Annotated in this window: 26 protein-coding genes; 19 read left to right on the top strand and 7 right to left on the bottom strand. The window is 57.2% G+C overall.

Features of this window, described 5'->3' with window-relative positions; translation table 11 throughout:
• Positions 1 to 33: 33 nt before the first annotated feature.
• The 7 genes from ACFQUU_RS07310 (at position 34) to ACFQUU_RS07280 (ending at position 5,651) form a co-directional block, all read left to right on the top strand.
• Positions 34 to 501, top strand: a complete 468-nt coding sequence (locus ACFQUU_RS07310) for an Lrp/AsnC family transcriptional regulator (RefSeq protein WP_382244847.1) — start codon at positions 34 to 36, stop codon at positions 499 to 501.
• The gene (locus tag ACFQUU_RS07305; RefSeq protein ID WP_382244844.1) at positions 498 to 1,541 is read left to right on the top strand and encodes an HDOD domain-containing protein; all 1,044 of its coding nucleotides are present in this window, start codon (positions 498 to 500) and stop codon (positions 1,539 to 1,541) included. Before ACFQUU_RS07310 ends, ACFQUU_RS07305 begins: the two co-directional genes overlap by 4 nt.
• Positions 1,542 to 1,649: 108 nt before the next feature.
• Positions 1,650 to 2,558 carry a PRC-barrel domain-containing protein gene (locus tag ACFQUU_RS07300; RefSeq protein ID WP_382244841.1) on the top strand — a complete coding sequence of 303 codons (909 nt, stop codon included), beginning with the start codon at positions 1,650 to 1,652 and terminating at the stop codon, positions 2,556 to 2,558.
• Positions 2,559 to 2,746: 188 nt separating this feature from the next.
• Positions 2,747 to 3,922: a glycosyltransferase gene (locus tag ACFQUU_RS07295; protein ID WP_382244838.1), complete on the top strand. Its 1,176-nt coding sequence runs from the start codon at positions 2,747 to 2,749 to the stop codon at positions 3,920 to 3,922.
• Between the two features lie 258 nt (positions 3,923 to 4,180).
• Positions 4,181 to 4,531, top strand: a complete 351-nt coding sequence (locus tag ACFQUU_RS07290) for a CzcE family metal-binding protein (protein ID WP_382244835.1) — start codon at positions 4,181 to 4,183, stop codon at positions 4,529 to 4,531.
• A gap of 167 nt (positions 4,532 to 4,698) precedes the next feature.
• Positions 4,699 to 5,049 (top strand): antibiotic biosynthesis monooxygenase family protein, encoded by a 351-nt coding sequence (locus ACFQUU_RS07285; RefSeq protein WP_382244832.1) that lies wholly within the window; start codon positions 4,699 to 4,701, stop codon positions 5,047 to 5,049.
• Positions 5,046 to 5,651 (top strand): LysE family translocator, encoded by a 606-nt coding sequence (locus tag ACFQUU_RS07280; protein WP_382244829.1) that lies wholly within the window; start codon positions 5,046 to 5,048, stop codon positions 5,649 to 5,651. The genes ACFQUU_RS07285 and ACFQUU_RS07280 overlap by 4 nt, the downstream gene beginning before the upstream one ends.
• Positions 5,652 to 5,742: 91 nt before the next feature.
• Here ACFQUU_RS07280 and ACFQUU_RS07275 read toward each other — a convergent pair whose 3' ends face one another.
• From ACFQUU_RS07275 to ACFQUU_RS07265, 3 genes are all read right to left on the bottom strand, one after another.
• The gene (locus ACFQUU_RS07275) at positions 5,743 to 6,582 is read right to left on the bottom strand and encodes a MipA/OmpV family protein (RefSeq protein ID WP_382244826.1); all 840 of its coding nucleotides are present in this window, start codon (positions 6,580 to 6,582) and stop codon (positions 5,743 to 5,745) included.
• Positions 6,583 to 6,738: 156 nt separating this feature from the next.
• Positions 6,739 to 8,034 (bottom strand): hypothetical protein, encoded by a 1,296-nt coding sequence (locus ACFQUU_RS07270; RefSeq protein ID WP_382244823.1) that lies wholly within the window; start codon positions 8,032 to 8,034, stop codon positions 6,739 to 6,741.
• Between the two features lie 61 nt (positions 8,035 to 8,095).
• Positions 8,096 to 8,545 (bottom strand): DUF2846 domain-containing protein, encoded by a 450-nt coding sequence (locus ACFQUU_RS07265; protein WP_382244820.1) that lies wholly within the window; start codon positions 8,543 to 8,545, stop codon positions 8,096 to 8,098.
• Between the two features lie 243 nt (positions 8,546 to 8,788).
• Between ACFQUU_RS07265 and ACFQUU_RS07260 the strand changes: the two genes are divergently transcribed.
• Both ACFQUU_RS07260 and ACFQUU_RS07255 read left to right on the top strand, forming a co-directional pair.
• Positions 8,789 to 11,935, top strand: a complete 3,147-nt coding sequence (locus tag ACFQUU_RS07260; protein ID WP_382244817.1) for an NEL-type E3 ubiquitin ligase domain-containing protein — start codon at positions 8,789 to 8,791, stop codon at positions 11,933 to 11,935.
• A gap of 143 nt (positions 11,936 to 12,078) precedes the next feature.
• Positions 12,079 to 12,270 carry a hypothetical protein gene (locus ACFQUU_RS07255; protein ID WP_382244814.1) on the top strand — a complete coding sequence of 64 codons (192 nt, stop codon included), beginning with the start codon at positions 12,079 to 12,081 and terminating at the stop codon, positions 12,268 to 12,270.
• Between the two features lie 116 nt (positions 12,271 to 12,386).
• Here the strand turns inward: ACFQUU_RS07255 and ACFQUU_RS07250 are convergent, their stop codons facing one another.
• The 3 genes from ACFQUU_RS07250 to ACFQUU_RS07240 form a co-directional block, all read right to left on the bottom strand.
• Positions 12,387 to 12,566, bottom strand: a complete 180-nt coding sequence (locus tag ACFQUU_RS07250) for a hypothetical protein (protein ID WP_382244811.1) — start codon at positions 12,564 to 12,566, stop codon at positions 12,387 to 12,389.
• A 123-nt stretch (positions 12,567 to 12,689) separates the two neighbouring features.
• Positions 12,690 to 12,932, bottom strand: a complete 243-nt coding sequence (locus ACFQUU_RS07245; RefSeq protein WP_382244808.1) for a GlsB/YeaQ/YmgE family stress response membrane protein — start codon at positions 12,930 to 12,932, stop codon at positions 12,690 to 12,692.
• Between the two features lie 250 nt (positions 12,933 to 13,182).
• Complete coding sequence (locus ACFQUU_RS07240) at positions 13,183 to 13,587, bottom strand: nuclear transport factor 2 family protein (protein ID WP_382244806.1); 405 nt, start codon at positions 13,585 to 13,587, stop codon at positions 13,183 to 13,185.
• A 155-nt stretch (positions 13,588 to 13,742) separates the two neighbouring features.
• Between ACFQUU_RS07240 and ACFQUU_RS07235 the strand changes: the two genes are divergently transcribed.
• The 4 genes from ACFQUU_RS07235 to ACFQUU_RS07220 all read left to right on the top strand — a co-directional run bounded on the left by ACFQUU_RS07235 (position 13,743) and on the right by ACFQUU_RS07220 (position 16,756).
• Positions 13,743 to 14,252 (top strand): DUF1993 family protein, encoded by a 510-nt coding sequence (locus ACFQUU_RS07235; RefSeq protein ID WP_382244803.1) that lies wholly within the window; start codon positions 13,743 to 13,745, stop codon positions 14,250 to 14,252.
• A complete protein-coding gene (locus tag ACFQUU_RS07230; protein WP_382244800.1) occupies positions 14,252 to 14,503 on the top strand; it encodes a hypothetical protein in 252 nt (83 codons plus the stop codon). The genes ACFQUU_RS07235 and ACFQUU_RS07230 overlap by 1 nt, the downstream gene beginning before the upstream one ends.
• 80 nt (positions 14,504 to 14,583) lie before the next feature.
• The gene (locus ACFQUU_RS07225) at positions 14,584 to 15,210 is read left to right on the top strand and encodes a DsbA family protein (RefSeq protein WP_382244796.1); all 627 of its coding nucleotides are present in this window, start codon (positions 14,584 to 14,586) and stop codon (positions 15,208 to 15,210) included.
• A complete protein-coding gene (locus ACFQUU_RS07220) occupies positions 15,182 to 16,756 on the top strand; it encodes a glycine betaine ABC transporter substrate-binding protein (protein ID WP_382244793.1) in 1,575 nt (524 codons plus the stop codon). The genes ACFQUU_RS07225 and ACFQUU_RS07220 overlap by 29 nt, the downstream gene beginning before the upstream one ends.
• Before the next feature lie 28 nt (positions 16,757 to 16,784).
• On the opposite strand, the gene ACFQUU_RS07215 is transcribed toward ACFQUU_RS07220, so the two are convergent.
• On the bottom strand, positions 16,785 to 18,824 hold the full coding sequence (locus ACFQUU_RS07215; RefSeq protein ID WP_382244790.1) for a fused MFS/spermidine synthase: 2,040 nt from the start codon (positions 18,822 to 18,824) through the stop codon (positions 16,785 to 16,787).
• A 282-nt stretch (positions 18,825 to 19,106) separates the two neighbouring features.
• Here ACFQUU_RS07215 and ACFQUU_RS07210 point away from each other — a divergent pair, with 282 nt between their 5' ends.
• The 6 genes from ACFQUU_RS07210 to ACFQUU_RS07185 all read left to right on the top strand — a co-directional run bounded on the left by ACFQUU_RS07210 (position 19,107) and on the right by ACFQUU_RS07185 (position 23,744).
• Positions 19,107 to 19,433, top strand: a complete 327-nt coding sequence (locus ACFQUU_RS07210; protein ID WP_382244787.1) for a hypothetical protein — start codon at positions 19,107 to 19,109, stop codon at positions 19,431 to 19,433.
• Between the two features lie 111 nt (positions 19,434 to 19,544).
• Positions 19,545 to 20,615 (top strand): flavodoxin family protein, encoded by a 1,071-nt coding sequence (locus ACFQUU_RS07205; RefSeq protein ID WP_382244784.1) that lies wholly within the window; start codon positions 19,545 to 19,547, stop codon positions 20,613 to 20,615.
• A 120-nt stretch (positions 20,616 to 20,735) separates the two neighbouring features.
• Positions 20,736 to 21,587, top strand: coding sequence for an SMP-30/gluconolactonase/LRE family protein (locus ACFQUU_RS07200; RefSeq protein WP_382244781.1), 852 nt, complete (start codon positions 20,736 to 20,738; stop codon positions 21,585 to 21,587).
• Positions 21,588 to 21,839: 252 nt separating this feature from the next.
• The gene (locus ACFQUU_RS07195; RefSeq protein WP_382244778.1) at positions 21,840 to 22,481 is read left to right on the top strand and encodes a LysE family transporter; all 642 of its coding nucleotides are present in this window, start codon (positions 21,840 to 21,842) and stop codon (positions 22,479 to 22,481) included.
• Positions 22,482 to 22,643: 162 nt separating this feature from the next.
• Positions 22,644 to 22,922, top strand: a complete 279-nt coding sequence (locus ACFQUU_RS07190) for a hypothetical protein (protein WP_382244775.1) — start codon at positions 22,644 to 22,646, stop codon at positions 22,920 to 22,922.
• A 201-nt stretch (positions 22,923 to 23,123) separates the two neighbouring features.
• Positions 23,124 to 23,744: a class I SAM-dependent methyltransferase gene (locus ACFQUU_RS07185; protein ID WP_382244773.1), complete on the top strand. Its 621-nt coding sequence runs from the start codon at positions 23,124 to 23,126 to the stop codon at positions 23,742 to 23,744.
• The last annotated feature ends 41 nt before the right edge of the window (positions 23,745 to 23,785 follow it).

The following is a 23,785-nucleotide window of genomic DNA, read 5'->3' as shown; positions in this document are numbered from 1 at the left end:
AAGGAAATTCCTGTTTTCTTGGGGTGCTTACGAATGAAACCAAAGTTTGATGCCGACAGGCTCGATTGGAAGATCATCGAACTGCTGCAGCGCGATGCAAGGATGAGCAATACCGAAATCGGCAAGATCATCGGCCTGTCGCAACCTGCAGTGACTTCGCGCATTCGCGCACTCGAACAAGCGGGCGTCATCGCAGGCTACGGTGCCCGCATCAATCCGCGGGCGCTCGGCCATGAAATCACCGCGATCATCCGCTTGCGCACCACGCACGAAAAGATCAGCCAGTGTCTGGCTGCGTTCGAACGCACGCCCGAAATCCTTGAAGCGCATCGTGTCACCGGCGAGGATTGCTTCGTCGTGAAAGCCAGCTTTGCCCATATGCCGAAGCTCGAAGCCACCATCGATGCGCTCGCCAGCCTGGGATCGGTGACGACATCGCTGGTGCTGGCAAGCTATCCATCCAAGCCGCTGACAGCGCCGCAAGGGATGCTGCAGCCATGAAGCGCTGGCTGCATCGCTTGCTCGGCATGGGTACCGCTTCTGTCCCGAAAGCGGAAATGACGGAAGCGCCGCAAATGCAGCCGGGGCCAAAGGGCTTTCCGGCGACACGGATCAGGGACGATGCCTTGTCGGCATCGACCCTGCATGCGGCAGTCGATATCGATCATCTGTATTTTGCCTGGATGCTTGGCATGGAAGCTTCGGTATCCGAACCGAACGACATGGAGCGACGCCTGTTGCGCGCACTTGAACGCATCTCCTCCACCGACACGCAGGCCGTGACCGCCCTTGTGCCCCGCATGCCGGCGGTGATTCCGATGCTGCTGCACAGTCTGCGCGACAAGGATGTCTCGAACGCACGCCTGTCCGAACAGGTCGCACGGGATCCGGTGTTGCTGGCGGCGCTGCTGAAGCAGGTCAACAGCTCCTACTATCGCAGGAACGAAGCAATTACCAACATCGAGCAGGCGCTCGCGCTGCTCGGCCAAAACAACTTGCGCCTGCTGGTGGCAAGCGTCGCTTTCAAGCCGCTGTTCAATATGCAGTCCGGGCATTTCATCGCACCCGCCGCACCGCGGCTGTCCGCACTGTCGACCGCCACCGCGATCGCCTGCCGTGCCCTGGCCACGCGGCGTCAGGTGGGGCCTTTCGAAGCCTTCCTCGCTACGCTGTTGCAGAACGTTGGGCTGATCGTGGCGTTGCGCATCATGGATCAGGTCTATGAGGGCGGCGAATTGCAGTCACTCTCCTTTTGCAGCTCGCTGGCGATCGAGGCACGCCGGCTTTCCTTGCGTGTCGGCCGCGAATGGCAGTTTCCACCCGCCGTGCTGCAGGCGCTTGCCGAACAGGATTCAGCTGCGGCCGCCGATTCACCGGTGGCGCAATTGCTGCGACTTGCGGACCGGCTTGGCAAACTACATGTGCTGGTCCTCAACGGGCAACTCGCTGCAGAAGAAGCGGAGGAATTTGCCGCTGTTGAAGGTGGGGCCGATGGCATTGCGTGTTACCGCCAGCTGACCCCCCGGGAGGAAGAAGCTTAGCTCTTTCTTTTTCCAACCCTCGCACGACTGCGCTCGGGCAGGCGCAAATTTTGCTCATTCTCCTCTCAAGCACATAACTTCTTTATGTAAGCCACGAGGAGTCTGATAATGAAATTGAACAATGGAAAAAAACTGGCGGGGTCGATTGCCGTTCTCACCCTGACTGCCGCAACTGCATTGCCGGTCATGGCGCAAGGTAACGCTGCTCCTGCGGCCGCCCCTGCCGCCCGTTCTTCCTACGGGCAGAGCGCGTCGCGCGATATGCGCGCCAGCGAACTGATCGGCAAGCAGGTAGAGAATGCGCAAGGCGAGAAGCTTGGCAAGATTGAGGACATCGTGCTCGACATCGACAATGAGCGCGCAATGTATGTGGTGCTATCGGTTGGCGGTGCACTCGGCATTGGGGACAAGCAAGTGCCCGTCCCCGCAAACAGCATTCAGGTACGCGGCGCGAAGGAGGCACCCATTCTTAATGTCACCAAGGAACAATTGAAAAATGCGCCGGCCTTCGATAAAAAGCAGGCCGCCAATTTTAGCCGGGACAGTTACCGCAGCGAAGTTGACCGCTACTTTTTCAAGGAAGAAACGGTTCGTCACGCCCCTGCCGGTGCACGCATGATGTCCGCCAGCGACCTGATCGGCAAAGAAATCAACGACCGCGCCGCGCATGATGCGGGAAAGATTGCCGACGTGGTTGTCAATTTGGGTAATGCCGGATCGTATCTGGTGATGCAAGCTGACAAGGCATGGAGCACCGAAGAAAAACTGGTAGCCCTGCCCTTTGCCTCATTTACCTTTCCAAGCCGACCTGATCTCGATGCCTACATCAATATCGACAGACCGAAAATCGAGACCGCAAAAGGCTTCCCGAAAAACAAATGGCCGGACCTGAACGCACCGAGCGCCCAGCAACAGATCCGGGACCAGCTTGCCGCTTTCCAGTCCACAACAAAATCGACGCCAAGCGCCACACAGACAGGACGCGAAACAACTACCAGCAGCGGCGGTTCGCGCTAACGCAGCGTGTCTGTAAGATCGGAGCCGCGCAGATTTAGACTTAGCACTTAACACTTAGCCGGCGACTCCCATCTGCACCTTCAAAGGCTAAGTTGCCCGGCATCCCGGCGCCTTGATGGTGGGCCGAGATGCCGGGCCGTGCTGCCCAGACTGTCCAGACTGCCTAAAGGTCAACACAAAGATTTAACGTGATCCTCTCCAACCTGCCGTTGTGGCTTGCTATCGTCTCTCTTATCGTCGTGGCTGCCGTCTGCATTGAAGTTGGCAGCGGCTGGAGACGGATCGCTCACTTGAAAGACATGCCGCCCGCTGACAGCGAGGCACTGCCGCGTGTGTCGATCATTGTGTCGGCACTCAATGAAGCCGATACGATCGAACCGGCGTTGCGCTCCCTGCTGCGCATCGATTACCCCAATCTCGAAGTCATTGCGATTGACGATCGCTCGACCGATGCAACCGCTGCGATCCTCGACCAAATCGCTGATGAGCATCCCGGCTTGCGGGTTGTACATCTGACCCATCTGCCGCATGGATGGCTTGGGAAGAACCATGCATTGCAGCAAGGCGCTAATTACGCTCAGGGCGACTACCTGTTGTTCACCGATGCCGATGCGGTGTTCGAAAAAAGTGCGCTGCGGCGCGCTATCGGCTATTGCGAACAGTATCGTGTCGATCACCTCACGCTGTTCTTTGACCTGGTTGCGCGCACGCAGCTGCTGCGCATCATGATCCTCAGTTTTGCCACCGGCTTCATGTCGCGATTTAAACCTTGGAAGGTGAATGAATCGCCCAGTCATTATGTCGGCGTCGGCGGGTTCAACCTGCTGCGTCGCCGCGCCTATCTGGATGTCGGCGGACATGCGGCGATGCCTCTCGCGGTGCTTGATGACATGGTGCTCGGAAAGCGAATCAAGGAGCATGGCTATCGCCAGCATGTATTGTTCGGCACCGAGATGGTGACCATCGAGTGGTACCGCAGCACGCAGGAGATGGCACGGGGAATGGAAAAAAATATCTTTTCAGCCTTCGATTATCGATTGAGCCAGCTGGTCGCCGTGACGCTATTGATGATTACCCTGCGTGTGTGGCCATGGATCGCATTGTTTGTCACTACTGGCATCACGTGGTGGCTGAATACAGCGATCATTATGATCGGCCTGGCACTGTATGCGGACCTGCTGCATGCGCGCGGCTGGAGCTACCGCTGCCTCTTCTTTGCGCCGGTGGCACCGCTTGTCGAACTGGCCATCTGGTGGCGCGGCAGTGTCCTGGCACTGGCACGGCAGGGAATAGACTGGCGCGGTACACGCTATCCTCTGAAGGATCTCAGGCAGACGCATAACAAGCAAGCGCCGATACGCTGAGAGCGATTAATCACTAGAAAATAGTCAATTGCGCGCTGCATGCGCAGTCCAAGTCAGCACGACCGCAACCAGTCAACGCAACCCCGACTTGATAGATCTACCGCGCAAGATCCCATCCGACTCGCTTGTCGTCGCCCCAGCGTATCGGCGTATCAACGGCCAACATCCACGGCTTGCGGCGTTTGAATTTTTGTGGATCGCCTGCAGTCTATTACTCTTTAATGCCCGCGCGTTTCTCAAGAGTCTTCATCCAATGCCATGAAAACCTCGCTTCTACTTTCCCCAGTATTTGCCGCCGTATTGACGGCAGCCTTGCCGTCCTACGCTGCCGAGCCGCGTATCGATCTGCTGGGCATGTCCGCGCCGGACACTGCGGCAACGCGCACCATCGCAATCACGCCGGGCACTCGGTACGTTAATGTTACCGGCGGCGATATCGTGAAATTCGTTGTTGGTGAGAAAACCTTCACCTGGAATTTTTTGCTGCCGATCGGCATGTCGTCGTTCGAATTGAATCGTGTCGCACCACCCGGACTGCTTGATCACACCGTTACCGCCTATGTCGCGCCGGACCCGCGCTATATGGGTGGCGGCGACCGCAGCAAGTAAGGGGGAGTAAGCACCACAGCGGCAACGGTCGCTCCTTCCCTGGACTCGCCCGCGGAACTGTACCGGTGCCCCGGACATGCCACGTCGTGAATTTATTTCATGGACTGTACCGGGGCATACCGGATGTTGCACGCTAAGGTAGTCCTTCACCATTCGGGGAGATGGGCATGTTGACTGCCGCTTTTATTTTTAAACCGGGAAAACGCGACGCAGAGTTCGATCGCCTCAATGCACTGATCAGCGAAGCCGCACGCGCAACGGGCGGGTTTCTCGGTGAAGAATCCTGGCAGTCCGCCGATGGCCAACTACTCAACGCCACCTACTACTGGGACAGCATGGAAGCGCTGAAACGCTTCTCCTCCCATCCCAAGCACCTGGAAGCAAAACGCGAGTACCAGCACTGGTATGGCCAATTTCATGTTGTGATTTCGGAGGTGGTCCAATCCTATGGCGACGGCGGACTGGAGCACTTGACCCCCAACGAACGCATGAGCACGTCACCGATGGCGATGCCATGAACGACTATCTGGTCTTTGCACTGGCGTTCGCCGCCTCGGCCGCAGCGCCGGGGCCGGAAGTCGCCGCCCTGCTGGGGCGCGCACTCTCCGGCGGCATGAGGTCCAGCTTCCCTCTGGCGGTTGGCATTGTCAGCGGCAAACTGTTGCTGATGACTGCGGCGGCCATCGGTCTGGGTGCGCTCGCGACGCTACCCGGCCCTTTCTTCCTGCTTCTGAAAATCCTGGGTGCCGTGTATCTGTTCTGGCTGGGCATACGGCGCTGGAGAAATGCGGGACGGGTACTCGAACCCAATGCGAACGCGAAATCCGGCCGTGTCGCGGATGCCGGCCTCGGTCTGGCGATGACCCTGTCCAATCCAATGGCGGTGATGTTCTACATCGCCCTGCTGCCGACCGTGATTGACCTGCGTGGACTGAGCATGAGCAGCTATGCGGTACTTTGCCTGATTATCGTCAGCGTCATGTCGGCAGTGGCGATCTCTTACGGCATGGCAGCGGAAACCGCGCGCAGGTGTCTGACATCGTCGGCGCAGAAGGCCATGGTCGACCGCGTTGCCGGCGCCATCATGATGGGTGCCGGCGTACTGGTTGCGTTTTCATAGTCGCACCTTGCCGAATGGCTCCTGCTCCTGGCCGGCTAAGAGAACCTGGCAGCGCGCAGTACGCGACCATCGAACTGATCTGGTTAATTCGCTAATCTTCCGCCTCCACCCTCTCGGACGAGGTGCCGAACACCCATGAGACGGCCAGTCCTCCGGTGACGGCACTATTTCGCTGCATCAATGGACTATCCTCAAATACTGCGCCACCCAGATGATCGTAACGCAGGAAAGCACCGACCCAGTACCGGCTGAAACGCCGTGACAGGGTAGTCGTCAGTTGTGTGCCGGCGTAGCCGCCGGGTGCCGCGTAGGCCGGACGACCGGGTAAGGCATCGGCTGCGCGGACCGAATACAGGTAACCGTTGTAATCGCGCGTAGCGTACAGCGGTCCGCCCTGCACGCCCAGTTTCCAGCCACGCAAGCCTGCCGGGTCCTGCAGTTGCAGCAGCAGGTTTGGCGAGAACAACCAGCCGATGTGGCGCGGCGATGACTCGATGGTGACACCGGCGCGTACCGGCAAGCGGAATGCAACACGTACCCGATCGTCTGCCGAATTCCATAGTCTGAGGTCGGCCGTCGGGCCAAACTCCAGGACGGGACGCAAATCTTCCATGCCCCGCCGCAAGGCATTGTCCTTGCTGCGCCCCGGCAGCGAAGCGTTCAGGCTGAGGTTGATTTCCACCCGGTCGTTTTCGAACAGAGATGCCCGCATGCCGCTGCGATCAGCATGCAGGATGTCGCCGCGATACACAAAGTACGGAGTCGGAAAAACATAGCTGGAACGGGTGTCGGCACCACGATAATCGGGAACGCTGAGGGTGCCGAATCCGGCGCCGATCTCCCATTTGGGTAGCGAATCCGCGTAGGCAGGCCCGTACGTCAGGGATGCGGCCAGCATAAGGGCTGGCACAGGCAGAAGGGTTTTGTTCATCCGCGGGAGTCACTCAGGGAAATAATCCGGTTTGACACCGAATGACCTGATTGACTCCCGCCAAAAGCACGGGATGGTTTGACCGTTGTCGGATTGAATGCCAGTGTGGGCTAATACCCAGGCCATACTGGCTGAGCCGGTCGCGCGAACCGTAGGTCAGCTGCCGAACAGTCCGCGAAGCAGCTTCATCGGATTCGGCACGTCAGGAACCGGGATGCCGGGCGAAGCGTCGCGCGTCTGGTCGCTTTCGTAGCCTTGATTGCTGCTGCCATTGTTACTAAAGTTGCCGCCACGCTGCGCACTCGCACTGTCTTCGATTCCCAGCATCGCCATGCCGGTGGACTTTATCCTGACCCGCGCGGTCCATTCCGGTTGCCAGTCAGCCGGTGCCTTGGCCGGACGCTGCGGATAAGACACATTGAGTTCCGGACCATAGGCGATCATGTTCACCATCGCGCCTTCGGCCTTGTCGAAGATGCCCTTCGGTACCGTGCAATCAGCGGTTGATGGCTGCAGCACGATTTTCTGCTGCAGCAGTTTAGTAATGTGTGCCGGCGACTGGTAGTTCATCAGCGCTGCGCCATTGTCGGGCTTCTCGCTGGAAGTCCAGAAAACCATGTCTTTCGCGCCGTCCGGGCCGCTTGCCGCACCTTGTGCCAGTAAAAAGTACGCTTTGGCGTTTTGCATCGTGTTCCAGCTTACCCGAACGCCATCTTTTGGCATACCGCGTGTGCTCATCTGCACTTTAGGCAGGAAGTCATGTTCGGCACCGACATTGAATTTCAGGCTGGCCGGCACGCCGTCGCCGCTGATCACCTGCTCACCCTGCAGTGAAGCATTGTCCGGTACCCGTTTCGGATCCTTTTCGTTGGGCCACAGGGCATGACCGGGGCGATTTTCCACACCCCGGCTGGCGCTGGCACCCGCATGGCTGCCAAAAAACTGGGCGTAGTCGCTCATGTGTTGCTGCTTGCTGAAATCGAACACCTTGGGCTGGCCAGGACGAATACTGTCGCCGCAACCCCAATAGATCAGAATACGGCCCTTGGGTTTTTCGATCGTGTCCGGCCTGTCTTCGCGCGTCGTATCACGGCTTCCCTGCTGGGGACGGTAAGGCGTCAGGAGTAGCGACGGCCCCATGTTCATGCCGGCAGGGATTGCATGCGTCCCTTCCACACCCGCCGGCTTTGCGCGAACGAACAGTTCGGCATCGAGCGTCTTGCTGCGGTTACCGCCGCCCGGCATCGTGCTGCCGGCATTACCCATGAGACTGCCTAACAGCCCGCCACCCATGCCACCTATGCTTCCTTCTTCCGGCATGCCGGGGATCGAGAAGCTGGTGGTTGCGAGATCGACCCAGTACTGGGCAACGGGGCCGCGCGATTGTGCGTTGGCTGCAATGCTGGCGATACCCAAGCAAAGGGCGAGCGTTGTGCTTCTAGATACTGACATGAATTCTCCCTGCTTCTTATAAATTGTTATCCGGTTGTTCACTGGCAGCCTTGCAAGGCAGTCAGAACCATTGTTCGATCAGCGCGCATTCCTGCACGGCTTTCATGCCGGTTGCTTCATCGACCAGCGATAGCATCGAACGCGGTGCGGACATGCCAGCGTGGACCTGCTGCCAGATGAAATAGTGTTTTCCCGCATCGGCCCTCACCGACAGGACGGCATCGTTTTCAGCGCGCGACACCAGGGTATGCTCGCCCGGAGTGACTTCCAGGCGTATAAACGTCTTGACCGCCGTGTCCCCGATTTTCCTGCCATCCATGATAACCGGTAGCGTACTCGCTGCACCCTTGGTCTCATGGCGGTAGACGTAGATAGTGGCTTTTTTGCCATCGATCCGGAATGCCTTGGCGTCCGCATCCCGCTCGGAGCTGGCCATTCTTACCGAAGCGCATCCGGCACACAGCAAGAGCGTGGCAAGCAGCGCAGCGATACAGCGTAAGGCGTTGGACATGCGATTTCCCGGGACGTAAAAAAGCGCGCATAGGTTACCTTAAGACAAATTTCTTGTATCTCCCACGTTCATGGGAAAGCGCGGGGAGTATTCCATGTTGGCTGATGCAATTAGAGCGCCTTTCGTCACAGTGAAATCTGGTTCGCATGGAACTCTTCGCATTAGGGAAGCCACATAGGTGACATTTATCTTTTTAAATACTTGTCCACATCATCTTTTGCATACATTCCTTGAGGTCACCATATGGCTTTGCATCGCTTAGGGCTCGTCTCACCCGCATTGTCGACTTCAGCTCATCGAGCTGGCGGCAATCAGGATAGCCCACCCAATTCGCAAGCGCTGACAACAACCCCAAGTCCTCAGTTGCGAGACACAGACAATCGCCAAACGCGCTTCACGCATAAAAATCACAAGCATATCAGCGAGCATGATCGACAAGAGATTCTTGCTTTTGATACGCAGCTCCAGCAGGTACTTGCTGGCGGGGCCGATGCTCAGAAGGTTGCGCGAGAGCTCAAGGCTTTGCTCGACAAGTCCTTCTTTGGCGCGAGGCTGTCGTCGCGTCTACCAGATGAATTGTTTTCCGGTATACAACGGTGTCCGCTGGATGCCGACGACGCCGCGCGTGCACCGCTTATCCAGACTTTCGTGGAAAAATGTCTGGCTTTTGTAAATGCCGACGCATCCTCCAGCCCGGACCACGAACAGCTTCGAGCCGAGCTTACGGAACGAGCAAGGAATTTTTTGACATCAGACCGCTTGGGGGGATTGCATTTCGCGAGCGAAATCCGGGAATTGCTGCGTGGCTCGTCGTTGGACCCCGCTCAGCGATGCTCGGCCCAGAAAATGGCTTTGGAAACATTTCAAAAGGCATTCCCTTTAGCCATCTCGACTTCAGGCCGCCATCATATCGACCTGCTCAATAAACTCATCGACGTCTTGCCGCATCTGGAACATCATCCTATCGTAGAACGCAATGCGCAGCGCCGTGGCTTGCGCGTTCTGGAAACGGCTCTTGATCGCCTGCCGTCGGACGCGGTTGCCGAAGTGACAGCGCACCTGATGAACGTGGTAACGAAACTGAGCTCCCGATACAGCCAACGTGCAGTCAATACAGCAATTGGAACCAGCGCCTTCGTCACAGGCGTTGCAAGCTCGACACTTGGCGTGTTTGCCTTGATGGGCTCCTCAATCGTGGGACCGTTCGCCGCCATCCCGGTCGGCGTTGCTTTGACAGCCTTTGCGGCATCAGGGTATCTCGGTACCGAAAAGCAGACACAGGGAACGGCCCTCTATACCCTGAACCGACAATTGTCCAGGCTAGGGGATAACTGGCACAAGGTGGAAGATAAGAACCAGCAGGCGCTGATCACAGCGTTCAGCACAATGAAAAACAATATTGTTCTTCTGTTGGGCACAAAGGATCGCACATTGACCCGGTTCTTCAACGACCCTACCATCGATCCGTCGACCTTCTCTTCCAAGCATTCGCAGAGGTTGCTGGGAACAATGCCGAAACGATTTCATCGCATCGTCGTGCCGTTGACATCGCGCCTCAACGGCGTATCTGAATTGATTCCCAATGTCTCCTCACTACAGCGAGGCTCAAAGCATCTCGTTTTATTACTTCTGAAATTCCAAATTGAACTCAACCACATCGCATTGCAAGACAAATTTCCTCAAGTTGATGTCAACTGGACGGGCCTCATCAAGAGACTTGGGAGTGGCGAGAATGATCAACATGCTGGCCCAATACTTACCTGTTTCCTGCGATTACGGCAGTCAGCAGAGTATGCAAATGCCGATTTCAAGCCATACCTGCAGTTTCAAGCCGTAAAGATGGCCAAGGCATTAGCCGACGGTGGGGACGAGTTCCTCCAGCTCTTCGCCGAAACGGCACGGTTCGCGTCGGCAGATTGCAGCAATAATGTGCGCCAGATTTTTAGACAGTTATGGAACGCCACGTTATCCCAGTTTGCCATGAAGGGCGAGGATGGACTGGGTGACCATGAGGCCCTGTTGCGGCTTGCACATGACACTTTTCGCACGGATGTGCTTCGCGAGGTAGTCACCGCCGACATTCGAGAAGCAGTCGCCAAAGGCGTCGAGGTCGAGAACTACATTGCCGTTGAGATTGCGTTGTCGAGCCGCCTTGGACTGATGAATCCTATCGCTGGAATGCGACATGACGCCACGGTTTCGCAGACCATCAAAGATAAGATGGTGGAATTTGAAAAGCGCGCTATCGCGGGGATTGAAAATCGCGAGGCCTTTATTGAATTCCTGATGGATTATTCGCCCTTGACGGAGAGAATCAAGAGGGAGCCAAGTTTCAAATACGAGGAGCTGATGGAGGCGGAACAGCAGGTCATCGCCACATTGAAAAACGAATACGATGCTGCAGAAGAAGAATATTTCGCAATTGAACGCAAGCCCACAGAAGAGGAAAAACTTGCTTTCGAAGTAGCAGGCATGAAGTACCAAAGCCGTTTGAAAGAGGGGGAGAAGGGCGTGCTAAGGAACATCATTAAGGAGCATATCGCAAAATATCCAGACGTCATGCGCATCAATCCCTCGACCGGTCCAGACTTAGATACAAGTTCCGTCGATGGGCCTGTTCAGTTGTCCCAAGAGATGATCAGCCCAGAGCTTTTTGCGAAATTCAAGGCATCAATTGACCAAGTCCACCGGGAGGTGGACTACGAAAAGCTGTCGAGCCACTTGCATGATGCTTTTAAAATCGGTGATTTTCAGCCCGAGGAAGTGGGGGCTTCGCAAATCAATGCATCGAACAACCAGAAAGACGTGTACCGGTCGCATCTTCAGTCTAATCTGGTCTCATCGCGGCAGCCTATCCTGTTGAGCAACCTGCCCTTCAGTGTTCAGGACAACCCCGGAGGCGGCGATTGCCTGCTGCATGCGCTGGGTGCTGCTTCTGCGGCAGACGTGGCCAAAATGCGAACGAACATTGCAGGCGTCGTCGCCAGTCGTCATGATATCCCACGGCAAATGAGCTACAACGCGAATCAGATTACAGCCATCTTGCTGCAAACGCCGCAGACCAGCGCCATGGTGCAGGATCTGACCTTCGGCCGGTATTCCATACCGAACCAGGTGTATGCAGATCTGGTGCGTATTCCCGGTATCTACATCGGGGACGAGGAACTTACCGCATTCAGCGAACTGGCAGAAAATCATGGCAAGCTTTTCGTTGTCGTTGATAGCGATGGTACGCTTATGCGCATTCAGGATGGTAGTCGAGTCACCATTGATTACACGCCAGAAAACCGGGAGAAAGTCCTCGCGACCACCATTAACGAGGCCGATATCGCGCTGTACAAGACTTCCCAGCACTGGCAGCGCATCGAAAAGCCGATCACGGAGGCGTGAGGTCTTTGACGGAGAATAGATGCAATTAATTTTCTGTTAGATGTCAAACAACTTCCTGCCTGTCGCGTGTCGTCCGAAAAAAATTTTATTGCATGGCAGAACCAAAATTGATTTTTGGAAACCAAGCTTTCTTTGGAGGTGCTATGCGTGATCGTAGAAACAGTGGAATGGTGGATGCCGCGACAGTGTGGTCGCGTCTGATGGATAAATGGGCAGGAAAAAACGTCGACGCGTCGACGCGAGACCTGCCGCAGGCAATGGGACCCGAGTTTGCCGGAAAGTCCATTGTAGAAGTCACCGAAGCCTTGCTGCGACAGGTCAGCAAGCGCGACTAAATTGAAATCGGATTAATTGCGGCACTGGAAAAGCACAAGGCGCCTTACGGCGCCTTGCATACTTGTACTACGCGACAACAAACGCCAAGCCGTAAGCCGGCCTGGCTGTAAGTCTGTCAATGGTGGCGTTCCTGCTTCTTGCCACCACCAGCACCTTGATCAGAGCCGGCTTTGTTATGGCTCTTTTCATCATGGCTGGTTTGGTTGCTGCGACCGGACTTGCCATCAATAGACTTCGCATCAGCCTCGGTGACTGGTTCTGCTTTCTTCGGGGGAGTTGCATTGTCATTGTTCATGGGATACCTCGACAGTTGTCGAAAAATAAAACGTTGAGTTATCGTAGACAATTCGTCATGGCGAAAGATTCAGTTTTATTCTTCCTGTCGAAGCAGAGTCCCATGGATCCATGCAACTTCAAACTACGCTCGCTTTACCAGACGTAGCAGCAGTATCAGCACGATGGCACCTACCGTTGCCACGATGATGCTGCCCAGCATTCCACCGCCGGCCGATACACCCAGGGTACGGAACAGAAAGCCCCCAAGGAAAGAACCGACAATCCCGACGACGATATCGCCGACCAGACCAAAGCCGCCACCGACAATGGCGCTGGCCAGCCACCCGGCTATCAGGCCAATCAAAATAAACCACACTAGTTCCATTTGCTTCTCCTTTTCGATCAGGTTGCCCTTCGATCAATTCCCGCCAGCGGACAGCATGACGACAAGTCGCCAGGCAGGACGTAATCGCTAAAGACACCATACGTTGCCCGCCATCTTGTCGATTGACTACTCTCAATCGGAAAGGTCAGCAAATTGACTATCGCGCAATGATTCGCTCAATCATCCATGGTGTGTTGCCTTGAAGCAGATTCCAATGGACGCCGGCCGCAACCGGCTGGTTCAAGCAGGCTTACTGCGGCCGGTAAGCGGCAGCGCCAGCCGCAGTGTCGGTGAACTCGCGGAAGGCTGCAATTTTGCCGTCGCGGATCGTGAAGATTTCCGCCCAGTCGCTTTCAAACACGCGGTCAGTGGACTTGACGCTCCACGCATAGTGTCCCAGTGCGACGACTTTGTCGCCTTGGGCAATAAACTCGCGTGGTTCAAAATGCAGCGGATGTTGCGACTGGTCCAGGGTGTTAAAAAATTCCATGACAGCGCCCTTTCCGCGCCTGGCACCAGTGAAAGGCACGCCTTCAGTGGGGTCAAGTTTCCACTCAATATCTTCTGCGCACAAGTCCATCAAGCCTGGAATATCACCTGCCTGAAAGCACTCATAAGCCTGACGGACCAGTTGCGTATTTTGCTGTTCATTCATGACGCTCTCCTTGGTGATGGCGCATCACAAAGATGCACCCGCTTCACGATAGGTCGCCAGACGGGCCTGCGTTTGTGTCAGATCAAGCCCGCGCATTGCCTGCAGTGTCGCGCTGGCAGGGCTATACTCGGCGAACCAGTTTCCAGGAGAGCCTCATGGCAATATCAATGTACGCCGCATCCGTTCCCGTTTTTCGTCAACTGCTGACCAGCCTGAATGAGCTTCTCAACAAGGCCGAAGCGCATGCCGCCGCAAAGAAAATCGATCCGAACGCCTTATTGCAGGCACGGCTTTTCCCGGACATGTTTGCGTTCACGCGCCAGGTGCAACTGGCCAGCGACTTTGCCAAGGCGGCCACGACGCGTCTGGCGGGTGTACCGGTTCCCGGCTATGAAGACACGGAACAGACGTTTGAGGAATTGCATGCACGGATCAACAAGACGCTGGCCCTGATCGATGGCGTCACCGCCGCGCAGATCGACGGCAGCGAAGAACGTGAAATCGTGATCCAGCCCGGCACACCGCGTGAAAGAAAGTTTACCGGCCAAACTTATCTACTGCATTACGCCATGCCTCAGTTCCTGTTCCATGTCACCACTGCCTACGCCATCCTGCGCCACAATGGCGTGGAGGTTGGCAAGCGTGATTTCATGGGCAGTTTCTGATGCGTGCACAGGGCAGCAAGCCACACACGCGGATCGGGAATCGACCGGTGCTTGCCACAGCAGCGCTTCTGCTCGTACTTGGTTGTGCCGCTGTCACAACGCATGGCGCACCCGCTGCGTGGCACAAATGGCGCAGCAAGGTGACCCGCACGGACACCTGTGCGCAGGTATCGCCGGGCGAAGGGTGGGAACAGGTAGCAGGGCCGTTTCGCGATGCGCAGTGCACGCTGCCGGGCAAACCCGGTCAATAGTTCCTGCGAACAGATTGGTTCGACGACTGTAAACCCATGGAAAGAACGCATATGGGCAGCGTGACCGAGAAAGGAAAACCATGGCTTTCGCCTCCCCTGTTCTGATCGACATCTGGAGCGATTATGTATGTCCATTCTGCTATCTCGAATTGCCTGCGGTAATCAAGCTGCAGCAACATTTCGGCGAAGGCGTCACCGTGCGCTGGCATGCGTTCGAACTGCGCCCCGAACCCGTTCCCACGCTTGATCCCAACGGCGCCTATCTGCACGACATCTGGGCGCGTTCGGTATATCCGATGGCCGCGGAACGCGGCATGCACCTGCGACTGCCGCCGGTACAACCGCGCAGCCGCAAGGCATTTGAAGCAGTAGCTTATGCACGCAATGTCGGCCGGTTCGACGCCATGCATGCAGCCCTATTCCGGGCGTTCTTCGAGGAAGGCATGGACATCGGTGACACCGCAGTGCTCTTGCATATTGGCGACTCGATTGGACTCGATCGGCAGCGACTCCAGCGTGCGTTTGACGAAGACGAGTACACCCGCGAAGTCCTGGCCGAAGAGGAGCAGGCTCGGCAGCTTGGCATCAGCGGCGTTCCGCTGATCCTGGTGCGGCGTACCGCAGACCCGCTTGCTGAAGCATCGGCTCTGCGCGGTGCGGTTTCCTATCCCATGTTGCATGCGACGGTTGCAGATCTTGTCGCGTAAGCAATGGCAAGCTTGGGCTGCCTGTGCAATCGCCTTACTGGCTGGTGCGCAGGCTCACGCGGCTGACACCCTGCGCGTCGGCTCCAAGCGGTTTACCGAATCGTACATTCTCGGCGAAGTTGTTCGGCAGACAGCGGCACCTTACACAGGGTCAGCCAGCGTGGAACACAAGCAGGGACTCGGCAATACGGCGATCGTATTTGAAGCGCTCAAGTCCGGCAGCATCGATGTCTATCCCGAATATCTCGGCACCATCTCGCAGGAAATACTGAAGCATACAAACGCCGTGTCGCTGGAAGACATCAATCGCGAACTTGCGCCGCTCGGTCTCGCTGCCGGCATTCCTCTGGGCTTCAACAACAGTTATGCGCTTGCCATTCGCGGAAAAGAGAGCAGTGCTGCTGGTGCTACCCATGCTGGTGCTGGGCTCACTACACTCAGTGAACTCGCACAGCATCCGGGCCTGCGCTTTGGTTTGTCGCACGAGTTCATTGGTCGCGCGGATGGCTGGCCGGGCCTCGCGAAACGTTACCGCCTGCCGCAACAAGCTGTCGGCCTTGATCATGGCGTCGCCTATGAAGCCTTATCGGCCGGACAGGTCGATGTCATCGACATCTATGCGACAGATGCCAAGATCCGCCAGTATGGTTTGCGCGTACTGAAAGACGATGCCGGATACTTTCCACGCTATGACGCCCTGCTGCTTTACCGGCGCGACATCGCACAGCGCTTCCCCGAAGCATGGCGCGCGTTGCAGGGTTTGCAGGGCAAGATTTCAGAATCGCAGATGGTGACGATGAATGCAGCGGCTGAACTGGACGGCAAGTCTTTTGCATCCATCGCCAGTGCCTTCTTGGCGCCGGCAACCCAGTCTGCTGCCGCAGGACGGGCAAAGCCGGCGACGGGATTATGGTCCAGGCTGTTCGATGGCCAACTCTGGCGGCTGACCCGCGAGCACCTGCTGCTGGTCATGCTCTCGGTGCTGGCGGCCACTGTCGTTGGTGTACCGCTCGGCGTCGTCGCCGCCTTCATGCCGCGCCTGCGACACGTTGTCATGGCGGTCGTCGGCGTACTGCAGACCGTGCCGTCACTGGCCCTGCTCGCGATGCTGATCCCCTTACTGGGAACCATCGGCATGGTGCCGGCATTGATTGCCCTCTTCCTGTACGCCTTGCTGCCTATCGTGCGCAATACCAGCATCGGCATGGAACAGGTGCCGGGTGGCTTGCGCATGGCAGCGCAGGCGCTCGGCATGACGACCGGCACTCGCTTGCGCCATATCGACCTGCCGCTTGCGCTGCCGGTCATACTTGCAGGCATCAAGACTGCCGCAGTAATGAGTGTGGGCACGGCCACCATCGCGGCCTTCATTGGCGCAGGTGGATATGGTGAACGCATTGCGACGGGACTGGCGATCAATGACAACGACATGCTGCTGGCCGGTGCACTTCCGGCAGCCGCCCTGGCGCTGGTGACGCAAGTCGTGTTCGACGTCATCGAGCGACTTCTTCCCGGCTATCGTGCCAATGCGCATGCGCGGCGCTAGGACTTAAATCGGCACGCTGAGGCAACCTTCACTTCAGAACGTCAAACAGATTGTTGAAATCATCGGTCCATGGACGCAAGCCCGGAATGACCGGGATCAATGTGCTGCCCTTGCGATAAACCTCCGCATCGAGCGTGCGCGCATCGCGCGCCACTAGAACCCAGTCGGTCTTGTGCCGTGTAGTGCGCATGCCGTCGTCATGGATCAGTAAGGCCTTGAGGCCATGCGCCACGGCGATTTGTTGCACCACCGGCGCCAGCGACAGAAAACGATTGGTCACATGAAAGGCGATGATGCCGTCCGGTCGCATGTGACGCAGGTATACATCCATCGCTTCACGCGTGAGCAGGTGCACCGGTATGGCGTCACCTGAAAAAGCATCAACCGCCAGCACATCGAATCCCTGCGGCGCTTCCTTTTCCAGGGTCAGGCGCGCATCGCCCAGCACGGTGTCGATGCGCGCCTGACTGTCTTTGAGGAAGCTGAATTCTGATTGCGCCAGCTCGATCACTTGCGGATTGATTTCGTAAAAACGATACACATCGCCGGCTCGTCCATACGCGGCCAGCGTACCGCTTCCCAGTCCGATCAACCCGATCTTGCGCGCATCCCTGCGCGCATTGTTGATCGCAAGACCTATGCCGGACTCCCGGCCATAGTAACTGGTCGGCTCCCTGCGCCGTGCCGGGTCGAGATATTGCTCGCCGTGCCGGATCGAGCCATGGTACAAGCCACGCACGTTGTCGATAGTGTTGACATGATGCGTATCGGCAGTGCGCAGGCTACCGTAAAAGCTACGCACCAGCGTATGGGCATCTTTGCGGCCGGCTGCAACTTGCTTGTAAAAAAAGCTGCCGCACAGCAAGGCCAGCAGCAATGCTCCAATCATCAGCAACAGCTGTTCCCGAAACAGCCAGCTTCCTAGCAAGGCCACGATAACCAGTCCGATGCCGAGTTCGTAATAACCAGGCAAGAGCCGCGGCGCCAGCAGGCCGACCGCAATGCCGCCGAGTGCACCGCCCAGCGATAGCATCAGGTAAAAACGGGTCAGATAGCGTGGCGCCGGTCGCAGCATGGCCAGTTCCCCATGCAAGAACATGCACATGAAAAACAGTCCGGTTGCATAAAGGGGAATCGCGGTACGGATATTGAAACCCAACACCCCATCCTGCAAACCATAGGCACACAGCGTCAGTGCACCGGTAACCGGCAACAGGAACAGTTTGCGCCGGTACCAGCGATCGCTTTCGAAACACAGGATGAAGCTAAGAAGATAAATCGTCAGGGGCAACAGCCACAGGAAAGGCACCGCCGCAATGTTCTGAGTAATGTGATTGGTCACCGCCAGCAGCATCCACGCCCCCATTGCCGACAGGGCAAGCCAGGTCGCATGGTCGCCCAAAGTGGGCGTGCGAGCGGCAGCGGCTTCAGGCAGTGCATGCGTATCGTCTGCGGTTGAATGGTGAAGAGGACGCAGTGTCGCATGCCGTGCAAACATGAGGCCCGACAAAGCACACAACACGGCAAACATGCCATACAGCACTGACCATGCCATTGCCTGCGACAGCAGCGTCGCGCGCGGCTCGATCAAAAAGGGATAAGCGACCAGCGCCAGCAAGGACGCAAAATTCGACAAGGCATAAAAGCGATACACGCGGGCATCGACAACCGAACGCGTCAGCCAGGCCTGTACCAGTGGCCCAGTGGTCGACAGAAGAAAATACGGCAAACCTATCGTCAGTATCAGCAGGAGCAGGATGCGCAACGCCGGATCGTCGCCTCCTGCCGGCTTCAAGCCGGGATCGGCGACGATGGGTAACAGCATGGCACTGGCCAGCAATAGCACAATATGCAAGCCCACCTGGCGGCGCGGACCAAGGTGGCGTGTCGTCAGGTCCGCATAAGCGTACCCGGCTAGCAACACGACTTGGAAAAACACCATGCAGGTTGCCCAGACCGCTGCCGAACCACCAAACCAGGGAAGAATCTGTTTCGACATCAGCGGCTGCACCAGAAACAACAGGAAGGCGCTGGTAAAGATGGTGCCGGCAAAGAGGAGTCTGGTCATGGGTGTGGAAGAAGGTAAGCCGGCGTGGCGCTGATAATGAATAATCTGGTATCAAGCCGATATGACCGCCCGGAGGAAACCGAGTTTGCGTGCTTGGTATCGGTCAATCGACATTGACCCGCGCCTACGCGCAGTCAGAACTGAACCATCCAACGCTATGTGATCTCCAACCGGTATGAACCCTTCCTTCTTAGTCTGGCGGGGCCGTACATGCAATCAGTTTTCAGGTTGCGACAGCGCATCTGGTATTCTTGAGTTACAGCCGCATCGCCGAAAGGAGGCATGATGACCCGTAAGGCCCGCTTCGGATTTTTCGCTCGCGTCCTGACCTGCGTGATCGCGATTTCCGCCATTATTATTTTCTTTGCCCGCAAGACGATTCCAGACGTATCGCTGGTTATCGTATTTGCATGGATAGGCGCTGCGGTCCTGCTTGCCCTGACTGCCATCGCTCTGGGGTTCTACGCGACCATGCGCTGGCATACCTGGTGCCTGAATCGGGGCGCGACCGATCCGCAATGGATGTGGTTTGGCGGCGAACCGCCGGGTCTCCAGAAGCTGCGTCATGACGGTGATCGCCGTCACGCGCAACGGCGTTTCCACCAGTAAGCATGTATTTCTGACCCAGGCGGAACCCTTGGATTCCGCTTGAGCTTCAGCAAGTCCACGGCGGGAGCCGGTGCGTAGAATCGACGCATCACCTCTTCTTTCCCGTCGACAATGACCAAACCGCGCACCGGACAAGCTCCGCCCAAACTGACACGCGATGAATTCCGCGTCCGCTTCTACCGCTCCTATATGGACCCTGCTTTCGACAAAGCGAGGGATGCGCTGCGCAGCGTCGAAGAAATTGCATGGGACAACTATATTCAAGGCCACAAGGCGCCGGTCATCGCCAAGGCCGGGCCAGGTTTTGCCGATCCCGATTACGATCTGTCGCTCGAATGGCGTGAAGCGCACGAGCGGCTGCTCGCGGCGGAAGTGCGACAAAAGGATCCCGCGACGCCTTCACGTGTATTGCTGATCTGCGGCTCGGCACGCAATGACGGCTCCTGCCCCGGCGAAATGTCGAAGACATTCCGCTTGACCCAATTGGCAAGCGAAGTACTTGCCGGGCAAGGCATCGAAGTGGACCTGCTCGACCTGAGTCTGCTGATTTCAGACTATGACCGCCATATCCATCCGTGCAAGGGATGCGCATCGACCGCGATGCCGCTGTGCCACTGGCCCTGCAGCTGCTATCCCCACCATGGACTGCGCATGACCAATGACTGGATGAATGACATCTACGAAAAGTGGGTTTCCGCACACGCGGTCATCATCCTCACACCCGTGTACTGGTACCAAGCGCCAAGCGTGCTCAAGTTGATGATGGACAGGCTGGTCTGCGCCGACGGCGGCAATCCCGATCCGACCAGCACTTCGGGCAAGGACGCCGAAAAAGCCAAGGCCATGGAAAATGCCGGCTGGTCATATCCAAAGCATCTGGCGGGACGTGTGTATGGTGTAGTCGTGCACGGCGATGTCGCCGGTATCGAAGGGGTGCGGCGCAGCCTGTCCGACTGGCTTGACTGGATGGGCCTGATTGACGCCGGCAAGCAGTCGCGGCTGGATCGTTTCATTGGCTATTACGAATCCTATGCGCAGAGCCATGAAACTCTGGATCTTGACGACAAGGTGCAGGAAGAGACGCGCAATGTCGCGCGTGCCGTCGCCAATGCCGTACGCGACCTGCGGGCAGACCGCCTGTCGCTGCCCGGCAGCGACCTGCAGGATCCCCGGCCAAAGTAACGCGTCTGCAGAGCATCACGGATGCGCGCGCAGCGTGGCATGCATTCATTCCAGTCGGCAAGATAAATGATAAAAAATACCAACCACAATTAAAAGCCCTATCGCACCCAGGAGAGACCCATGCAGCCAGGCATACACATCGAGACGGTCGTCGACGGACTCGCCTTTGCGGAGGCGCCGCGCTGGCACGATGACATGTTATGGTTTTCCGACTTCTATACGCGCAAGGTGACGCGACTGCGAATGGGCGGCGAACCCGAAACCGTGTGCGAAGTCGCAGGCCAGCCATCGGGCCTGGGTTGGCTTCCGGATGGACGCATGCTGGTGGTGTCGATGAGCGACCGCCGCTTGCTGCGCCTGGACAACGACGGCCTCAATACCGTGGCCGATCTCAGCAGCATCCTGCCGCACCATTGCAACGACATGGTGGTCGACCATCGCGGCCGTGCCTACATCGGCAATTTCGGTTTCGACCTGCTTAATCGGGCACCGGTGCAATCGACGGTGCTGATGATGGTTGATACCGACGGCAGTGTCCGTCAGGTTGCCGATGATTTGCTGTTTCCAAACGGCTGCGTGATTACACCGGACCATGCAACGCTGATCGTCGCGGAAACCTTTGGCAAGCGGCTGACGGCATTCGACATCGCCGACGATGGCACGCTCAGCCGCAGGCGGGTGTGGGCAGCGCTGGGCGACGCCTCGCCCGACGGCATCTGCCTGGACGCCGAAGGTGCAATCTGGGTGGCGTCGCCGCCTACCTCTGAATTCCTGCGCGTACGGGAAGGCGGCGCAATCCTGGACAGGATAGCGGTTCCTGAGCAGGCGATCGCCTGTGCGCTGGGCGGCCCCGAGCGCCGCACATTGTTCATGGTGACCGGCCGTGTCTCCGGGGAGCAACGTGCACTCGCCGAACGAACCGGACGCATACAAGCCATGCGTGTGCAGGTACCGGGAGCCGGTTTGCCCTGAGCGTACACAAGGCGCACCCAGCGAGCTGATCAAGTCGAGCAACGCGATGATGGAATCCGCACGCACTATGTGCCAATACCAACCCACCCCATAACGCGACATGAAATCGCTTCTGTCGCCCTCTGGTTGCCTTGACTCGCCATCAATAGCAAAACGATTGGCTCCTCCTGAATTAAAAACAAAGACAATACCCAGGCCGTGCAAGCTCGCAGGCAAACACGCATAATGTGCCGTCTTGCCTAGGAATTGATCATGAGCCTTACCACCTGGATTACCTTCTTCTTTGCATCCTGCCTGATTGCAGTCTCGCCCGGCTCCGGCGCGGTGCTGTCGATGTCGCACGGCCTCTCTTATGGCGTCAGGAAAACGACCGCCACCATCCTTGGCTTGCAGGCCGGCCTCCTGCTCATCCTGTTTATCGCCGGCGCGGGTGTCGGCTCGCTGCTGCTTGCGTCTGAATTAGCCTTCAGTATCGTTAAGACCATTGGTGCCCTGTACCTGATTTATCTTGGCTTCAGCCAGTGGCGATCACGCGTGAACGTTCAGCCCGACCTTCGCTCGCACGCAAACCTGGCGGTCCCGGCTACACGTCGGCGCGTACTTCTTGGCTTCCTGACGAACGCGACCAATCCCAAAGGCATTATTTTCATGGTGGCGGTGCTGCCGCAATTCATCTCGCGCGATGCGGCACTGCTGCCGCAATTGCTGATCCTGGCGGCAACCACTTGTGCGGTCGATCTGGTCGTCATGCACGGCTACGCGTTAGCAGCCTCGTCCATGCAACGTTATTTCCGTGACTCCGCCGCGATCAAGAAGCAGAACATGTTTTTTGGGGGTGTCCTGATGGCAGTCGGCGCCACGCTTTTCTTCGTCAAGCGAAATCCCGCAGCATAAAAGGACTGCATGCTTGCGGCGTTGTGACAGAGGACAACTGGCAAGCAGGAGCAATGTCCGTCTTGACCTGCACCTGTTTCATCCTGGTCAGGATCTCATCGACCAGGCGTAGGCCGTCATCGCCTGGCATCGTGCCTGCCGGGCAAATGCTACGATAGCGCGATGGAAACCTGTCCTCTCTGCGGTCGCGAACTGATTCAAGGTCCGTCGGTCAACGAGCATCATCTGGTACCCCGAACCTACCGCGGCCGGGAGACGGTCAGAATGCACCGCATTTGCCATAATAAAATTCATTCGGTATTCAGCGAACGCGAGCTTGCCCAGTATTACCACACGCCCGAGCGGCTGCTAGAAAATGAAGAGATACGTAAATTCGTGAAATGGGTACAGAAAAAGGACCCTGCTTTTTACGATTCCCATGACAAGGTAAAACGGCGATAAGTCCTGATCCGCAAAGGGGAAGCGGATTAAACAGGGAATCTGTCGGTCAGGCAGCCTTGTAAAGGAAGAAGGCGTCCTTACCGCGTGACAGCGGCAATGAACTTTCTCGCGTCCAAATGTCTTAATTATCAGTTTGACCATAGCAAGACAGCTCACTGGTCTTTCCATAGAACACTCCGCTCAACTTACTTCCCAACGCGTATGGCTCAAATCTCAGTCGACAATGTAGTCAACACTTACCGTTTTTACGCGCCGCTTTACGACAGTTTGTTCGGCGCCGCATTCGAACCCGGCCGACAAGCACTGACCGATGCGGTTAACGCCGCACACCCCTCCTCCATTCTGGAGGTCGGCGTCGGCACCGGCCTTACCCTCGCCCGCTATCCCGCGACCGCTTCCGTAGTCGGCATTGATCTGTCCAACGAAATGCTGGAGATCGCACGCGGACGCGCCAGGGAACTGCACGGCCGAAATATCGAGTTGATAGCGATGAATGCAGAGATGATGGATTTTCCTGACGGCTCGTTTGACTGTGTGGCAATGCCTTATGTGCTGTCGGTGACGCCGCATCCGGAAAAACTTGTCGCGGAGATCCGCCGTGTCTGCCGCAAAGGCGGCACGATACTGATCCTCAATCATTTCAGCGGCAGCCGATTCTGGTGGGCGATGGAACGCGCGGTACACAAGCTGGCGGCACGTATCGGCTTTCGTTCGACCTTTTGCTATGACGAGCAGATTCTGAAATACGACTGGCACGTTGAGTCGGTCAAGAAGGTCAACCTGTTCGGCCTGTCGCGCCTGGTGACGATACGCAATACCTGATGTCCTGAAACAGGCTCTGCAAGCGATTACCGCAGCGTATG

Origin of the sequence: Herbaspirillum sp. GCM10030257, assembly GCF_042666555.1 — a bacterium.
In the GTDB taxonomy this organism is placed as follows: domain Bacteria; phylum Pseudomonadota; class Gammaproteobacteria; order Burkholderiales; family Burkholderiaceae_D; genus Noviherbaspirillum.
The sequence above is the reverse complement of the archived record's forward strand: the minus strand, read 5'-3'. Positions and strand labels throughout refer to the sequence as shown.

What these genes read in the sequence shown, in the direction of transcription:
- ACFQUU_RS07220 (WP_382244793.1), top strand. Translation starts at nt 15,182, where the DNA reads ATGCGACGGTTGCAGATCTTGTCGCGTAAGCAATGGCAAGCTTGGGCT.
- ACFQUU_RS07300 (WP_382244841.1), top strand. Translation starts at nt 1,650, where the DNA reads ATGAAATTGAACAATGGAAAAAAACTGGCGGGGTCGATTGCCGTTCTC.
- ACFQUU_RS07255 (WP_382244814.1), top strand. Translation starts at nt 12,079, where the DNA reads ATGCGTGATCGTAGAAACAGTGGAATGGTGGATGCCGCGACAGTGTGG.
- ACFQUU_RS07245 (WP_382244808.1), bottom strand. Translation starts at nt 12,932, where the DNA reads ATGGAACTAGTGTGGTTTATTTTGATTGGCCTGATAGCCGGGTGGCTG.
- ACFQUU_RS07250 (WP_382244811.1), bottom strand. Translation starts at nt 12,566, where the DNA reads ATGAACAATGACAATGCAACTCCCCCGAAGAAAGCAGAACCAGTCACC.
- ACFQUU_RS07240 (WP_382244806.1), bottom strand. Translation starts at nt 13,587, where the DNA reads ATGAATGAACAGCAAAATACGCAACTGGTCCGTCAGGCTTATGAGTGC.
- ACFQUU_RS07195 (WP_382244778.1), top strand. Translation starts at nt 21,840, where the DNA reads ATGAGCCTTACCACCTGGATTACCTTCTTCTTTGCATCCTGCCTGATT.
- ACFQUU_RS07185 (WP_382244773.1), top strand. Translation starts at nt 23,124, where the DNA reads ATGGCTCAAATCTCAGTCGACAATGTAGTCAACACTTACCGTTTTTAC.
- ACFQUU_RS07305 (WP_382244844.1), top strand. Translation starts at nt 498, where the DNA reads ATGAAGCGCTGGCTGCATCGCTTGCTCGGCATGGGTACCGCTTCTGTC.
- ACFQUU_RS07275 (WP_382244826.1), bottom strand. Translation starts at nt 6,582, where the DNA reads ATGAACAAAACCCTTCTGCCTGTGCCAGCCCTTATGCTGGCCGCATCC.
- ACFQUU_RS07235 (WP_382244803.1), top strand. Translation starts at nt 13,743, where the DNA reads ATGGCAATATCAATGTACGCCGCATCCGTTCCCGTTTTTCGTCAACTG.
- ACFQUU_RS07215 (WP_382244790.1), bottom strand. Translation starts at nt 18,824, where the DNA reads ATGACCAGACTCCTCTTTGCCGGCACCATCTTTACCAGCGCCTTCCTG.
- ACFQUU_RS07225 (WP_382244796.1), top strand. Translation starts at nt 14,584, where the DNA reads ATGGCTTTCGCCTCCCCTGTTCTGATCGACATCTGGAGCGATTATGTA.
- ACFQUU_RS07200 (WP_382244781.1), top strand. Translation starts at nt 20,736, where the DNA reads ATGCAGCCAGGCATACACATCGAGACGGTCGTCGACGGACTCGCCTTT.
- ACFQUU_RS07210 (WP_382244787.1), top strand. Translation starts at nt 19,107, where the DNA reads ATGATGACCCGTAAGGCCCGCTTCGGATTTTTCGCTCGCGTCCTGACC.
- ACFQUU_RS07260 (WP_382244817.1), top strand. Translation starts at nt 8,789, where the DNA reads ATGGCTTTGCATCGCTTAGGGCTCGTCTCACCCGCATTGTCGACTTCA.
- ACFQUU_RS07230 (WP_382244800.1), top strand. Translation starts at nt 14,252, where the DNA reads ATGCGTGCACAGGGCAGCAAGCCACACACGCGGATCGGGAATCGACCG.
- ACFQUU_RS07190 (WP_382244775.1), top strand. Translation starts at nt 22,644, where the DNA reads ATGGAAACCTGTCCTCTCTGCGGTCGCGAACTGATTCAAGGTCCGTCG.
- ACFQUU_RS07270 (WP_382244823.1), bottom strand. Translation starts at nt 8,034, where the DNA reads ATGTCAGTATCTAGAAGCACAACGCTCGCCCTTTGCTTGGGTATCGCC.
- ACFQUU_RS07280 (WP_382244829.1), top strand. Translation starts at nt 5,046, where the DNA reads ATGAACGACTATCTGGTCTTTGCACTGGCGTTCGCCGCCTCGGCCGCA.
- ACFQUU_RS07265 (WP_382244820.1), bottom strand. Translation starts at nt 8,545, where the DNA reads ATGTCCAACGCCTTACGCTGTATCGCTGCGCTGCTTGCCACGCTCTTG.
- ACFQUU_RS07205 (WP_382244784.1), top strand. Translation starts at nt 19,545, where the DNA reads ATGACCAAACCGCGCACCGGACAAGCTCCGCCCAAACTGACACGCGAT.
- ACFQUU_RS07310 (WP_382244847.1), top strand. Translation starts at nt 34, where the DNA reads ATGAAACCAAAGTTTGATGCCGACAGGCTCGATTGGAAGATCATCGAA.
- ACFQUU_RS07285 (WP_382244832.1), top strand. Translation starts at nt 4,699, where the DNA reads ATGTTGACTGCCGCTTTTATTTTTAAACCGGGAAAACGCGACGCAGAG.
- ACFQUU_RS07290 (WP_382244835.1), top strand. Translation starts at nt 4,181, where the DNA reads ATGAAAACCTCGCTTCTACTTTCCCCAGTATTTGCCGCCGTATTGACG.